The following is a 13,102-nucleotide window of genomic DNA, read 5'->3' on the forward strand; positions in this document are numbered from 1 at the left end:
CTGGCGCCGGCGCCGGCGATCAGTGCTGCAGTGACGTGATGCAGACGACCTTCGGCTGGGTCATGTCCTCATAAGCAAAGCGAACGCCTTCGCGTCCCATGCTGCCATATTTGAATCCGCCAAATGGCATTGCGTCGAACCGATAGTCGGACGACTGGTTGATCATGACGCCGCCGGCATCGATCCGCTTGGCGGCCTGGAGGGCATTGGCAAGATCGTTGGTAAAGATCCCGGCATGGAGGCTGTATTCCGGCTTGTTGGCCAACTCTATTGCCTCTTCAAGTTCATCGAACGGCTGCAGCATGACCACCGGGGCGAAGACTTCCTCGTTCAGTACGTCGCACGTGGCCGGCACGTTTTCCAGGACGGTCGGGGGGTAGAGTGTGCGGCCGGCTTGTGACCGCAGAGCAGCGTCGCGCCGGCAGCGATTGCTCGTTCCACCATGGCGGCGGCGCGGTTCACCGCGCTTTCGGAGATCATGGGGCCCATATCGGTCTCAGAATTCATCGGATCGCCGGTCTTCATCAGGACGGTTCGGGCCACGAACTCGGTCTTGAAGCGTTCATAGACCGAGCGCTGTACCAGAATCCGCTGCGTTCCGATGCAATTCTGGCCAGCCGCCCAGAAGGCGCCTGACACGCAATCTTCCACGGCGGCCTGAACATCGCTATTTTCCATCACGATAACCGGCGCATTGCCACCGAGATCCATTGCGAGCTTCTTGATGCCCGCAGATCTTGCAATGGCCTCGCCCGTGACGAATCCCCCTGTAAAGGAGATCATGCGAACCTCTTTGGCCGAAACAAGTGCCTTGCCCAGGTCGGCGCCGCCGACAGCGACCGTGATGATCTCTTCGGGCAAGCCGCTTTCGATCAAGACCTCCACCAGCTTGATCGCCGATAGAGGCGTAAGCTCCGATGGCTTCAGCAGTACAGCGTTTGCGCCGGCAATGGCAGGGCCAAGCTTGTGGGCCACGAGATTGAGCGGGTCGTTGTAGGGCGTGATTGCCGCGATGATTCCTAGCGGCTCCCGTGTGTACCAGCCCTGACGAGATTCAGAGCCCGCATAGGCATCAAACGGAATGACTTCGCCAGCATTGCGCTTGGCTTCTTCGCCAGAGAGTTTCAGTGTGTTGACACAACGTGTCGCCTCCTTGCGGGCCTGGGCAATTGTCTTCCCCGCCTCTCGTACGATCAGGAGCGCAAACTCCTCCAAGCGTTCTCCGATAGTGGCTGCTGCCCTTTCGAGAATTGCAGAGCGCTGGTGGCGGGGGAGCGACCGGGCACTCTGCGCGCCGCGCCTGGCGCGTTCGAGCAACAGGTCCACAGCCTCGGCACCGGTCTCTCGGATAGCGCCGACAAAACTGCCGTCGAACGGATTAGTGACGATGATCTCGTTGGAAGAGGCGGGTTTCAAGGCGAGACCGGGCATCACGCTGCCTCCTTGGCGAAATTTGCCGACTGCGCATTGTGTATAGCCACGATGTCGGACAGCAGTGCGTAGGCGGTTTCGACTCGACCGGCGCCCGGGCCGCTCACGGTGACGGGACCGAGAAGCTCTGTGTTCAACGATACTGCGTTGGTAGCGCCGTTGACGCCGGCGAGCGGATGTTCGAGGGCAAGCTGTTTGGGCGCGACACTGCCGGTTATCGTGCCGTCGGCATTGCGAACTGCTGACCCGACCAGTTTCCAACGACTCCCTGCCTTGGCAGCTGCTTGAATGTCGGAGGGAGAAAGCTTGGAGATGCCGTTGCAGGAGACATCCTCCGGCTTGAGATTTGCGCCCAGCAGCTCATTCGCCAAGATCACGACTTTCAGGCGAACGTCGAAACCCTCGACATCGGCAGTCGGATCGGCCTCTGCATAGCCCAGCGCCTGCGCTTCCGCGACAGCACTGGCGAAGTCCAGACCCTCCTCCATGCGGCAGAGGACGAAGTTCGACGTGCCGTTGAGGATCCCTTCGAACCCTTTCACCTCTGCGCCGGCAAGGGTCTTCTCTGCCATTCTTATGACGGGCGTGCCGCTCATGACAGAGCCCTCATATTCGAAGTGAACGTTGTTCGCCTTGGCAAGAGCCTTCAGTTCCCGAGCAGCGATTGCAACAGGCCCCTTGTTGGTGGTGACGACGTGCTTGCTCGAGTTGAGAGCCCAGCGACAGTGTGAAACCGCCGGCTCGCCGTCCGCCGGGTTCGTATATGTCGCCTCCACAACGATGTCGGCAGGCGCCGTCTTGATGATGGCTTCGTTGTCAGCCTCGCCGCTGCCGCCGGAGAGCCGACCGAAACCGCCCTTCGCGAAATTCGCCTCCACGAGGGTCTTGGCATCCAGACCGTTGGGCGAAATGACGGAGCCCAGATGGAGATCGCTGACCGCAACGATGTTCAGGCGGAAACCAAGGTCCCGTTCCCAAAGTGGGCTCTTCCTCGCGATGAGCTCGGCCAAAGCACGGTTGACGCCACCAAATCCGATTAGAGCAATATTGTAGATTTTCATGCGGTTTCCTCCGATGAAGCGATTTGTGCGCACATCATCAGATGCGAATCGCTCAGTCGGAACGGCACAAACGGACCAATCTGCCGTGCATTTTGCTCATAACGCTGACCGTTTGCCCGTATCCCGGTTCGGCTCCCGCACTCGCAACGACAAATGGCTCGGGCGAGGAAAGCCGACTTGCTCATGCAATACGTCGAAGTGTCTATTGTTCCGCAAAGACGACGCGGCTCCAGCGGCTGTCGGCAGCAATCTCAGGAGAAGTGATCAAAGTCGATCGGAACTGAAAAGCCTGTCTTGACCCGGTCCATGACCACCATTGTTTTGAAGCCCTTGATGTCGGGATTTTCATAAAAGAACTTGCGGGTGAAGACCTCGTAGTCCTCCATGCTCTCGGCAGTGACAATCAGGACGAAATCCGCATCGCCCGTTACATAGTAGCCGTTCATCACTTCCGGCGTCTGCCGTATCGATTGCTTGAACCGGTCAACGATGTCCGCTCTTTCGCGCTCGAGCGTGACCAGTACAAGCATTGCGATCGGCCGGCCGACAGATTTGGGCTTCACAACCGCAACCTCGGCCTCAATCACTCCCGCGTCACGAAGCCGCTTGAGGCGGCGCTGCACCGCAGTGGCCGAAAGACCGACCATCGTACCGAGCTCCTCGCTGCTGTGTCTGTTATGAGTCTGCACGATGCTAAGAAGACGGGCGTCTAGGCGATCGAGCTGCATTGAAATCTCCGCAGGAATTCCTCGTTTGGGAGGCATCAAAAGCAGGATTTCCTCGCTGTTGCAACATCAACGCCGGATTTGATCGCCTCGATGCTTCTACGCTTCACGGACAAGACAGAGGTGGCAGAAAAGTCCAGCCCGACGATGACCTCGCTGCATGAGGACCGAAAATGATCAATATTACTGAAATTGCTGATATGGACCGCAGGACCGTTCTGCATCCGTTTACCTACCTTAAGAATTACGCTGCCGGGGAGACCGATCCTACCATCGTCGAGACTGGAAAAGGCGTTCGCATCCGCGATGCATCCGGCCGAGAATATTTGGACGGGTTTGCGGGCCTCTATTGCGTGAATGTCGGCTACGGCCGCACCGAAGTCGCCGAAGCGATCGCTCGGCAGGCGTACAAGCTTGCCTATTATCATTCCTACGCAGCACACACGACTGAGGAACTCGCACGACTTTCGGATCGCCTGGTCCGAATGGCGCCAGGCAAGATGTCGAAGGTCTTCTACGGACTGTCCGGGTCGGACGCGAATGAGACGCAGGCGAAGATCGTCTGGTATTACAATAATCTACGCGGGAAAGCGCACAAGAAGAAGATCATCTCGCGTGAGCGTGGCTATCATGGATGTTCTGTGGTTTCCGGTTCCATGACAGGCTTGAGCTTTTACCACGATCATATGGATCTCCCGGTTTCGGGGATTCTGCGTACCGGCGTTCCGCACTTCTATCGCGGCGCCGTGCCTGGCGAGACCGAAGAGGCCTTTTCACAGCGTCGCGCTGATGAACTGGAAGCGCTTATTCTCGCCGAAGGGCCCGACACTGTCGGCGCCTTCATCGCGGAGCCGGTCCTTGGAACGGGAGGCATTACACCGCCGCCGGCAGGATACTGGCCGAAAATCCAAGCTGTGCTGAAGAAGTACGACATACTGCTGATTGCCGACGAGGTGGTCTGTGGGTTTGGCCGCACCGGTGCGACGTTCGGTTCGGATCTCTACGGTATGAATCCCGATCTGATCACCGTCGCCAAGGGTTTAACGTCAGCCTATGTGCCGATGTCGGCGGCGATAGTTTCGCAGAAAGTCTACGAGGTCATGGAGGAGGCGACCTCGCGTGTGGGCTCCTTCTCACACGGCTACACCTATTCCGGTCATCCGATCGGCGCCGCGGCCGCGAACGCAGTCCTTGATATCGTCGAGCGCGAAAACCTGGCCGGCCAGTCCGCTATTAGAGGCGCCTATCTTATGCAACGGCTGAAGGCAGAGTTCGAGCAGAACCCGATCGTCGGGGAAGTTCGTGGTGTCGGCATGCTTGCAGCCATCGAGTTCGTTTCCGATCGCGATACCCGAGCTTCGTTCGATCCGGGCCTGAAGGTCGGCGCGCGCATCTCCCAAGCCGCTCGAAATCGCAACCTCATTGCCCGCGCAATGCCGCATGGAGACATTCTGGGCTTTGCACCGCCACTTGTGATGACGGAAGCGGAAATCGACGAAATGGTTGCGATCGCCAGGGCTGCCGTTGACGAGGTGCTGCGGGAGCTGGACTCCCAAGGGCTGGTGGCGGGATAACGAATGGGCAATCGTCTGAGGCTTTGCGCATGAACGCAATTCTAAAGGTTCACGAACTCACAAAGACGTTTGGATCGACGAAGGTGCTGGATGGTATCAGCTTCGATATGAGAGAAGGTGAGGTCATTTCTCTGATCGGCTCGTCCGGATGTGGAAAAAGTACCGCACTTCGCTGTATCAATTTTCTGGAGACGCCGACATCAGGTCGGCTCGAGTGCATGGGCCAGTCCGTCTCCGTCGTCAATGACGAGAGCGGGCGAAGCCAGATCATCAACGCCCGCGATATCAGGAACCTTCGCAGACAGATTGGCATGGTGTTCCAGAACTTCAATCTCTGGCCTCACCTGAGCGTCCTGTCCAACGTGACCGAGGCACTCGTTTGGGTGCTGAAACTCGGGAAGAAAGACGCCGAAGAGGTTGCGCTCTCGGCCTTGTCGAAAGTCGGCATGGCGAGTTTCCGTGACCGCTACCCGCAACAGCTTTCGGGCGGGCAGCAACAACGTGTAGCAATCGCGCGTGTTCTGGCAATGAAGCCAAAACTCATGCTGTGTGACGAGCCGACATCCGCACTGGACCCCGAGCTCGTCGGTGAAGTGCTGAAAGTCATAAGGGCGCTGGCGGAAGCGGGGGCTACGATCCTCCTCGTCACGCATGAAATGCGGTTCGCACGCGATGTGTCGAACCGGATGATATTCCTGCAAAACGGCCGCCTTGAGCAGGATGACGAGCCGAAGGAACTGTTTCGAAATCCCGCAACGGAAGGGGTGAAGCGGTTTCTTTCGACAGTGATGGCGGCCAACGCCTGAAAGCGCAACGAAAACCAAAAGGGGTAACAATCATGATCAACAGCAATCTCATCAAGTCAGCATTCGCAACCAGCCTGCTCGTCTGCGCACTGGCGACGGGCGCGTCGGCAAAGGACGGCGTTCTGCGCATCGGGACGGAGGGCGATGCGCCGAAGTTCAGCATGGCCGATCCGAGCGGCAAGGTAACCGGGTTCGACGCCGATATCGCCAACGGCATCTGCGCCGAGCTGAAACTGAAGTGTGAATTCGTCGTGCAGACATTCAGCTCACTGGTGCCATCCATGGATAAGGATCGCTTTGACGTCATCATTTCCGGCCTTGGTATCACCGCCGAACGTCAGAAGAAGATCGACTACTCCATCCCATATGCGACAACACCCCTCTATTTCGCTGTCGCAAAGGACTCCCCGCTTGCAGGCCTCAAGAGCCTCGCCGAAATCGAAAAGGCCCTCCAGGGCAAGAGTGTCGGCGTCGTCACCGGGACGACCTACGCCAGGTTCATGGAGAAGCGGATGCACGGCGCCGATCTTAAGACATACGACGCCGTCACGCAGCTGACCGCCGATCTCGCGAGCGGCCGTATCGACGTCGCCTTCGCGGATTCGCCGACATGGATGGATTTTTTCGCAACGCCTGACGGAGCCAACTTCACCAGGATTGACCTGAAGATCATGGCCATGGATGACCCAGAGGTTCTTGGCCATGGCATGGGAGTCGGCATGCGCAAGGGCAATACCGAACTCAAGACCAAGGTCGATGCCGCCCTCTGCAAGATGATCAACGATGGCAAGGTCAGGGAAGCCTCGATGCATTGGTTCCAGGACGACTACACGATTCCCTGCAAGAAGTGATCGTTTCGAACATGAAGCCTGCCTTGGCACGACCCAGGGCAGGTCACGGGGATTGTGTCCATGTTGGGTGACCTTTGGGTGTTGATGGTGGAGCAGAGTTGGGCGCTGGCTCTGCTGAAAGGAAGTTTCGTCACGATCGTGATCGGTTTGATCGGAATGGCACTCGGCTTTCTCGTTGCAACCCCCTTGGCCATCATGCGCTGGCGGAAGGTCGTGTTCGTCTCGCAACTTGTCGACGGGTACAGCATTCTTGTTCGTGGCGTTCCGGGCTTGCTGGTCATCTATCTCCTGTTTTTCGGGTCGATCGAGTGGGTGAAGGCGATTACGGCTGCGTTCGGCTACCAGGAGTCGGCTGATGACGCATACCCCTACGTCGTCGGGGTGATCGCGATTGCCGTCATCTCGTGCGCCTATTCGATAGAAGTCATCCGGGGTGCGCTTCAGGCGGTGCCGTACGGTCTGCTGGAAGCCGCTCAGTCGCTCGCCTTGCCAAGAGGTGTAACGTTTATGCGCATCACGTTCCCACTGGCACTGCGGCTGGCGCTTGGCGGGATCAACAACGTCTGGCAGATGACGATCAAGGATACTTCGCTCGTCTCGGTCGTCGGCTTACAGGAATTGATGAGGACGGCTGCCATCGGTGCAGGAATCACGCGATCCCCGTTGCTTTTCTACTGCATCGCTGCGGCGCTCTTCTTCTGCATGACCGCAGTCAGTCAAACCGCGTTTTCCAGCGCAGAACGTGCGCTCGACCGCGGCTTCCAAGGAAGATGACATGGATCTTGGAATAATTGCATATGCCGTTCCGTTCCTTGTCATAGGTGCCAAGACGACGTTGCTGATCGCCTTATTCGGCGTTGGTATCGGGCTTCCCTTTGGTGTCGCCGTCGGGCTCGCGCGCTGCTCGAGAAGCCGGGTATTGCGCCGCGTATGCGATGCCTACTGCGCGATCTTCCGCGGCACGCCTATGCTGGTGCAGGTCTTCGTCATCTATTACGGCTTGGCCCAGGTGAGTTTTATTCGTCAGACCCCCAGTCTATGGTGGATGATCGCAGATGGGCTGAACGCTGCAATCCTTGCCGTGGTGCTCAACACCGGTGCCTACACGGCGGAGATTTTCCGCACGGCTTTCCTCTCCCTGCCGAAAGGACTTATCGAAGCGGCAGAAGCCTGTGGCATGCACCCGTGGCATGTCTTCAGGAGGGTGAGGTTTCCGCTTGCCCTGCGCCAGGCGCTTCCCGCTTACAGCAGCGAGGCGGCGATCATCGTGAAGGAATCCAGCCTCGCGTCAACGATTACCGTTCTGGAAATAACCGGATATGCGAAGCGGCTCATGAGCGAGACGTTCGCGATCATGGACATCTTCATCGTCACCGCAGCGTTCTATCTCACGATAAACGTCGTCGTCTTGACGGGTTTGAAACTCCTCGAACGGCGCCTGTCGTTTGCCCGATAAACAGATCCAAGAAAGGTCTTCCAATGTCCAAACTCACTTTCGTCGATTACAACAATCTGCCTGAACCGCGTAAGGGCCAGCCCGCGCCTGAAAGGCTGGTCGAGGGAAATCCGCAGTTTCTCTCCTGGGACATCGCGCAGACCGCCGACGGCGTCGTTCGCTCCGGCGTCTGGGAAGCGACGCCCGGCGCCTACCGCTCGATCAAGGGCGAAACTTTCGAATTCTGTGTCATTCTGTCGGGTGTGTCCGAATTGATTGAGGATGGCTGTGAGCCGCGACGCATCGTTGCCGGCGACGCTTTCGCCATGCATCCGGGTTTCGTCGGAACCTGGAGGGTGATCGAAACGACGCGAAAGCTTTGGGTCTGCCGAGACTAAGCCAATAATCGATTGAAATCATCTTTCCGGAACTTAGCTCTCATGGCCCAGGCTCAAGCGCATTCCCTTAAATCCACGCCCTACTGGTGGGAGGACAGCACATTTCCTTCCCTGCCAGCGCGGAACGTCGAGAAGACATGCGACGTGGCGGTCGTTGGGGGAGGGTATACGGGTTTGTCGGCAGCGCTCGAACTTGCCCGTGCGGGCAAGCATGTCCAGCTGTTCGACCGTCAGGCCCTTGGCCTTGCGGCATCGGGCCGTAATGGGGGCATGGCCAGCGGAAGCATCCGTCCGGGGCGAAAGGATCTGGTCAGGCGGTTCGGGCAGGAGAGGGCACAAGCCATTCTCCTGGAAGGTAAGGCGGCGCGAGAGGATCTCTGGCGCTTCCTCAGAGACGAGAATATCGAATGTGACTTCTCACTGTCTGGCGCCTTCAACGGGGCCATGACGGCTGACCAAGCCGACGAACTCCGTCGTCAGGCAGACTTTCTGAATCGGAATCTCGGCATCGAGGCATATCCGGTGGAAAGGGCCGATGTTCCGAAGTTCATCGGAACTGACCTTTATGTCGGAGGCCTTGTGCGCAAAGACATCGGTGGGCTGCAGCCGGCCAAGCTTCTTGCGGCCATGATCGATCTGGCAAGTTCATCGACGGCGGTCATACATGAAAATACCGCAGTCCTTGGATCGACTAGCGAGGCCGGAGGCGTGCGAATTCAAACGCAGCGCGGAGAGGTTTTCGCCAGAAAGCTTCTTGTCTGCACTGATGGCTACACCGACGGTTTCGACCCGTGGCTGCGTCGCCGGCTTGTTCCTGTCCGTAGCAGGATAATTGCGACTGAGCCGCTCGACAGAGAGGTGATGGATCGGCTGATGCCGCCACGCATGATGTATGGCGACCTGCGTAAGCTCAGCTATTATTATCGGCCGTCGCACGATGGATCTCGGATCTTGTTCGGCGGGCGCGACGGGACGACTGAAGGGGACTCCGCTGCTCCGATTGCACATCTGCAAAGCGAACTTGCTCGGCTCTTTCCCGAACTCGCAGGAATAGGTCTTACACACAGCTGGTTCGGCTATGTCGCCATGAACCGCGACATGATCCCGCGCATGTTCACCCGCGGAAATACAGTCTATGCGACCGGCTATTGCGGCTCCGGTGTCGTGTGGGCAAGATGGCTGGGCAAGAAGGCGGCGTTCAAGATCCTCGGTGACGGGGAACAATCGCGCTCTGCGTTCGATTTCGATGCCGCTCCGAGGGCCGTCCCATTCTTCAACGGCAAACCCTGGTTCATTCCTATCGTTTACTCGATGTATGCGCGGCACGACAGGAAGATGCTCCTCAGACGCCTTAAGGGCTGAGGTTCAGATGTCATACTCATTTGTGCAAGTCCGCCATGGCGCCGAAAAAGGTTCTTGCCGTCCGCTTGCAATCAAGTCCCTGCGTTGGCGCTACGCTCAGCAGGCAACAACTGGCAAAGGCCGGAGCTAAGGTGAACAGACATGATTAGTCTGGAAACGATTGAGCAGGCGCGCGAGCACATCCGCATCACGCCTGTCGTCATGTCGGCGACACTGTCCGAACTGGCCGGGACGCAAGTCAGCCTAAAGCTGGAGCATCGCCAGTTGACCGGAAGCTTCAAGCTTCGTGGAGCCACCAATGCCGTGTTGCAGCTCACCCAATCCGAGCGGGATAGAGGCGTCGTTGCGGCTTCCACTGGCAATCACGGACGCGCGCTCTCCTATGCCGCCGGCGCGATTGGTTCCCGAGCGACCATTTGCATGTCGCACCTCGTGCCGGAAAACAAGGTGTCCGAAATCCGCCGGCTCGGCGCTCGCGTACGGATCGTCGGGTCATCCCAAGATGAAGCGCAGGTCGAGGTTGATCGTCTCGTCGCGGAGGAGCGCCTCAGCATGATCCCGCCCTTTGATCACCCCTGGATCATCGCCGGCCAGGGCACCGTCGGACTTGAAATCGTCGAGGCGATGCCTGACGCCGCCGTGGTTCTCGTTCCCCTGTCCGGCGGCGGTTTGGCAGCAGGTGTCGCGTCGGCGGTCAAGGCGGTGCGCCCGGATGCCAAGGTAATCGGTATAACTATGGAAAGGGGAGCGGCGATGAAGGCTAGCATCGACGCGGGGCACCCGATCCAGGTCGAAGAGCATCGAAGTTTCGCCGACTCGCTCGGAGGCGGCATCGGATTGGCCAATGCCTGGACGTACCGGATGTGCAAAACCCTTCTCGACGACGTGGTGCTCGTCGGCGAGCGCGAGATAGCCGCCGGCATACGTCACGCCTATGCGTATGAGCATGAGATAATCGAGGGTGCTGGGGCAGTCGGCATTGCTGCGCTGCTCTCAGGTAAACTGGCGCAGGTTGAAGGCCCGATCGTTGCCATTCTTTCAGGTGGGAACATCGACATGGCGTTGCACATGAAGGTGGCCAACGGCCACGACACAATTGGTGAGGGAAGCTGATGCCGAAAATAAGAATATTGACCGAGTCAGAGCTTCGAACCATCGTTCCGCTCGACATGGATGCGGTGACTTGCGTTGAAAACGCTTTCCGCGCACTAGCCGTGGAAAACGCGGTTCAGATGCCGCCGATTTTGCGCCTCGACGTGCCCGACAGCAGAGGCGAAGTCGATGTGAAGACGGCTTATATTCATGGTTTGAGCAGCTTTGCCGTCAAGGTCAGCCCTGGTTTCTTTGATAATCCGAAGATCGGACTTCCGAGCACCAACGGTCTGATGGTCTTGCTGTCGAGCAAAACGGGCTTGGTGCAGGCGCTCTTGCTGGACAATGGCTACCTCACCGACGTTCGCACAGCGGCCGCTGGCGCTGTCGCGGCAAACCATCTGGCTCGGAAGTACGCGTCGATTGCAACGGTCTTCGGAGCGGGCGTTCAGGCCAGGCTGCAACTCGAGGCCCTCATGCTGGTGAGACCTATTCGAGAGATCCGCGTTTGGGCGCGTGATTATCGACGGGCGCAAGCGCTTGTTGAGCAGCTCGGAGCAAGACAAAATCTTTCCATTTCCGCATTTGAGGATCCGCGAAGCGCGATCGCCGGGTCACAGATCGTCGTCACGACGACACCTGCCGACCGACCGATTGTCGATGCCTCGTGGCTCGAACCCGGACAGCACCTGACCGCCATGGGTTCGGACGCAGAACATAAGAACGAGATTGACCCCATTGCTATCAAAGCGGCAGATGTTTACGCGGCTGACAGCCTCAAACAAACGCGAAGACTGGGTGAATTGCGCCATGCCATCGACGCAGGTCTCGTCGCAAGCGATGCTGATTTTCCGGAACTAGGTCAGATCGTTGCAGGCGCCAGACCGGGCCGCAGAAGTGCCTCGGACATCACCATAGCCGATCTTACGGGCACCGGTGTTCAGGATACCGCTATTGCCACGCTGGCGTTTGCGCGCGCCGAAGAACGAAGTGCCGGCACGTTCTTTGAAAGTTGACATTCGTCGGCTCCTTGCCGCCGACCTCATGACGCAGCATGAAAATCTTCTTGGATGGTGGCGAGAAGCCAAGACACGAATTGATCGATTCCAGCCGTCCTCTTCGCCAGTGCCGAACGAATAACGCCGTAATGTGAACCATCAGGGTGAAAGCCGAATGGTGCGGTCAGGCGGCCTTTGCGGATATCGTCAATGGCAATGATCTTTGGGCACATGGCCACACCAAGACCGCTGGCTGCGGCCTCCACCATCAGGAAATGATGGTCAAGAGAGCGCGTCGAGCGCGGCTTCGGCGCGTCCGGATGAGCGGTGGACCACTTCTGCCATCCATCCGGACGGGTCTTTGCAGCAAGCGCGACATAATCGCCGGCAGCAAACCGATCCGTCATGGCAGGATGCATGACAGGACCGACTTCCTCCTCGATCAACCGTTCGACCTGCCAATTCGCATCGATCGCGAAATCAAGCCTGCGGATCGCAAGGGTGATACGGTCGCGCGCAAAATCGAACCCCCCGCCACCGACAGAAAGATGAAAGTCAATTTCGGGATGGCGATCCTGAAATTCCGAGAGGCGCGGGATCAGCCATCGCATGGCGACGGATCGTTCGCATGAAACGACGATCGGTGGTGACAGATCGACTTTGCGGATATCCTCCAGCGCCGCCGAAACGAGGGACAAAGCGTCTGTCGTCGCCTTCGCGAGCCGTGAACCCTCCTCCGTCAGCCTTAGGCCACGCCCATCAACTTCCAGCAAACGAATGTCGAGGTGTTCGGAAAGTTTCGAAACGCGCCGGCTGACAGCACCGTGCGTCAAATTTAACTCAGCCGCCGCCGCACGCACGGAACCAAGCCGCGCAACGACTTCAAAGGCACGCAGGTCATCGAGGGATGGAATGTCCGACCGCTTCATTGGTGACAAACTATCACCGGTAGATTTGAAATCATATCAATTTCCATCTCAAAGTACGGCGGACCGGCCGAGGCGGCGCTCTCGTGAAGAGCTGCTCCTCGAATCTGCAGAATAGGGCAGGGACGGCACCGTTTCGGATGTTGTCTCCATCGAAGACGGCAGCTTCCTGTGAACTGAGACAACATATGTGACGTCACAGGGCGGCTGCCGCTTGCAGACACGCCGAGAAGATCGAGCCAAAGATTGGTGTTGCAGGTGGTGGTCAAGACAGAGAACGCCATATTGACATGGCACATGACTCGACGCGGCTAGATCGCATGATTGGTGATCCATTATCACCATAATCGTAAGCGGTGTTTTGACCCCACCTTCCGGATCAGCGCGTGATTGTTGATGTTGTTGCCGAACGAGGCTTCGACATATGACGATTACAGGGTTTA

At 58.1% G+C, this 13,102-nt stretch carries 12 protein-coding genes and 1 pseudogene; 9 read left to right on the plus strand and 4 right to left on the minus strand.

The annotated features are described in order from the left end of the window. Nucleotides 1-19 precede the first annotated feature (19 nt). The 3 genes and pseudogenes from GGI60_RS30330 to GGI60_RS30340 form a co-directional block, all read right to left on the minus strand. Nucleotides 20-1,431 (minus strand): annotated as a pseudogene (locus GGI60_RS30330) (aldehyde dehydrogenase family protein). After that, nucleotides 1,431-2,492 carry a homoserine dehydrogenase gene (locus GGI60_RS30335; RefSeq protein ID WP_183919704.1) on the minus strand — a complete coding sequence of 354 codons (1,062 nt, stop codon included), beginning with the start codon at nucleotides 2,490-2,492 and terminating at the stop codon, nucleotides 1,431-1,433. The pseudogene GGI60_RS30330 and the gene GGI60_RS30335 overlap by 1 nt, the downstream one beginning before the upstream one ends. A 251-nt stretch (nucleotides 2,493-2,743) precedes the next feature. Beyond that, nucleotides 2,744-3,220, minus strand: a complete 477-nt coding sequence (locus GGI60_RS30340; protein WP_183919702.1) for an Lrp/AsnC family transcriptional regulator — start codon at nucleotides 3,218-3,220, stop codon at nucleotides 2,744-2,746. A gap of 170 nt (nucleotides 3,221-3,390) precedes the next feature. Between GGI60_RS30340 and GGI60_RS30345 the strand changes: the two genes are divergently transcribed. The 9 genes from GGI60_RS30345 (at nucleotide 3,391) to GGI60_RS30385 (ending at nucleotide 11,751) form a co-directional block, all read left to right on the plus strand. After that, the gene (locus GGI60_RS30345; protein WP_183919699.1) at nucleotides 3,391-4,791 is read left to right on the plus strand and encodes an aspartate aminotransferase family protein; all 1,401 of its coding nucleotides are present in this window, start codon (nucleotides 3,391-3,393) and stop codon (nucleotides 4,789-4,791) included. Between the two features lie 29 nt (nucleotides 4,792-4,820). Then, entirely contained in the window at nucleotides 4,821-5,597 is a 777-nt protein-coding gene (locus GGI60_RS30350; protein ID WP_183919753.1) for an amino acid ABC transporter ATP-binding protein, read from the plus strand. Nucleotides 5,598-5,629: 32 nt separating this feature from the next. Then, nucleotides 5,630-6,448: a transporter substrate-binding domain-containing protein gene (locus tag GGI60_RS30355; RefSeq protein WP_183919696.1), complete on the plus strand. Its 819-nt coding sequence runs from the start codon at nucleotides 5,630-5,632 to the stop codon at nucleotides 6,446-6,448. A 60-nt stretch (nucleotides 6,449-6,508) separates the two neighbouring features. Next, nucleotides 6,509-7,222 carry an ABC transporter permease subunit gene (locus GGI60_RS30360; protein WP_183919694.1) on the plus strand — a complete coding sequence of 238 codons (714 nt, stop codon included), beginning with the start codon at nucleotides 6,509-6,511 and terminating at the stop codon, nucleotides 7,220-7,222. A gap of 1 nt (nucleotide 7,223) precedes the next feature. Then, on the plus strand, nucleotides 7,224-7,904 hold the full coding sequence (locus GGI60_RS30365) for an ABC transporter permease (RefSeq protein ID WP_183919693.1): 681 nt from the start codon (nucleotides 7,224-7,226) through the stop codon (nucleotides 7,902-7,904). 23 nt (nucleotides 7,905-7,927) lie between these two features. Further along, nucleotides 7,928-8,281 carry a cupin domain-containing protein gene (locus GGI60_RS30370; RefSeq protein ID WP_092754245.1) on the plus strand — a complete coding sequence of 118 codons (354 nt, stop codon included), beginning with the start codon at nucleotides 7,928-7,930 and terminating at the stop codon, nucleotides 8,279-8,281. A gap of 42 nt (nucleotides 8,282-8,323) precedes the next feature. Beyond that, complete coding sequence (locus GGI60_RS30375) at nucleotides 8,324-9,643, plus strand: NAD(P)/FAD-dependent oxidoreductase (RefSeq protein WP_183919691.1); 1,320 nt, start codon at nucleotides 8,324-8,326, stop codon at nucleotides 9,641-9,643. 141 nt (nucleotides 9,644-9,784) lie between these two features. Next, the gene (gene eutB, locus GGI60_RS30380) at nucleotides 9,785-10,756 is read left to right on the plus strand and encodes a hydroxyectoine utilization dehydratase EutB (protein WP_183919689.1); all 972 of its coding nucleotides are present in this window, start codon (nucleotides 9,785-9,787) and stop codon (nucleotides 10,754-10,756) included. After that, the gene (locus tag GGI60_RS30385; RefSeq protein ID WP_183919687.1) at nucleotides 10,756-11,751 is read left to right on the plus strand and encodes a cyclodeaminase; all 996 of its coding nucleotides are present in this window, start codon (nucleotides 10,756-10,758) and stop codon (nucleotides 11,749-11,751) included. Before eutB ends, GGI60_RS30385 begins: the two co-directional genes overlap by 1 nt. Before the next feature lie 26 nt (nucleotides 11,752-11,777). On the opposite strand, the gene GGI60_RS30390 is transcribed toward GGI60_RS30385, so the two are convergent. Then, nucleotides 11,778-12,662: a LysR substrate-binding domain-containing protein gene (locus GGI60_RS30390; RefSeq protein WP_183919685.1), complete on the minus strand. Its 885-nt coding sequence runs from the start codon at nucleotides 12,660-12,662 to the stop codon at nucleotides 11,778-11,780. Between the last annotated feature and the right edge of the window lie 440 nt (nucleotides 12,663-13,102).

It is taken from the genome of Rhizobium lentis (assembly GCF_014200175.1).
Lineage (GTDB): Bacteria > Pseudomonadota > Alphaproteobacteria > Rhizobiales > Rhizobiaceae > Rhizobium > Rhizobium mulingense.

Coding starts and splice junctions, on each gene's coding strand:
- GGI60_RS30335 (WP_183919704.1), bottom strand. CDS start 2,492: ATGAAAATCTACAATATTGCTCTAATCGGATTTGGTGGCGTCAACCGT.
- GGI60_RS30340 (WP_183919702.1), bottom strand. CDS start 3,220: ATGCAGCTCGATCGCCTAGACGCCCGTCTTCTTAGCATCGTGCAGACT.
- GGI60_RS30345 (WP_183919699.1), top strand. CDS start 3,391: ATGATCAATATTACTGAAATTGCTGATATGGACCGCAGGACCGTTCTG.
- GGI60_RS30350 (WP_183919753.1), top strand. CDS start 4,821: ATGAACGCAATTCTAAAGGTTCACGAACTCACAAAGACGTTTGGATCG.
- GGI60_RS30355 (WP_183919696.1), top strand. CDS start 5,630: ATGATCAACAGCAATCTCATCAAGTCAGCATTCGCAACCAGCCTGCTC.
- GGI60_RS30360 (WP_183919694.1), top strand. CDS start 6,509: ATGTTGGGTGACCTTTGGGTGTTGATGGTGGAGCAGAGTTGGGCGCTG.
- GGI60_RS30365 (WP_183919693.1), top strand. CDS start 7,224: ATGGATCTTGGAATAATTGCATATGCCGTTCCGTTCCTTGTCATAGGT.
- GGI60_RS30370 (WP_092754245.1), top strand. CDS start 7,928: ATGTCCAAACTCACTTTCGTCGATTACAACAATCTGCCTGAACCGCGT.
- GGI60_RS30375 (WP_183919691.1), top strand. CDS start 8,324: ATGGCCCAGGCTCAAGCGCATTCCCTTAAATCCACGCCCTACTGGTGG.
- eutB (WP_183919689.1), top strand. CDS start 9,785: ATGATTAGTCTGGAAACGATTGAGCAGGCGCGCGAGCACATCCGCATC.
- GGI60_RS30385 (WP_183919687.1), top strand. CDS start 10,756: ATGCCGAAAATAAGAATATTGACCGAGTCAGAGCTTCGAACCATCGTT.
- GGI60_RS30390 (WP_183919685.1), bottom strand. CDS start 12,662: ATGAAGCGGTCGGACATTCCATCCCTCGATGACCTGCGTGCCTTTGAA.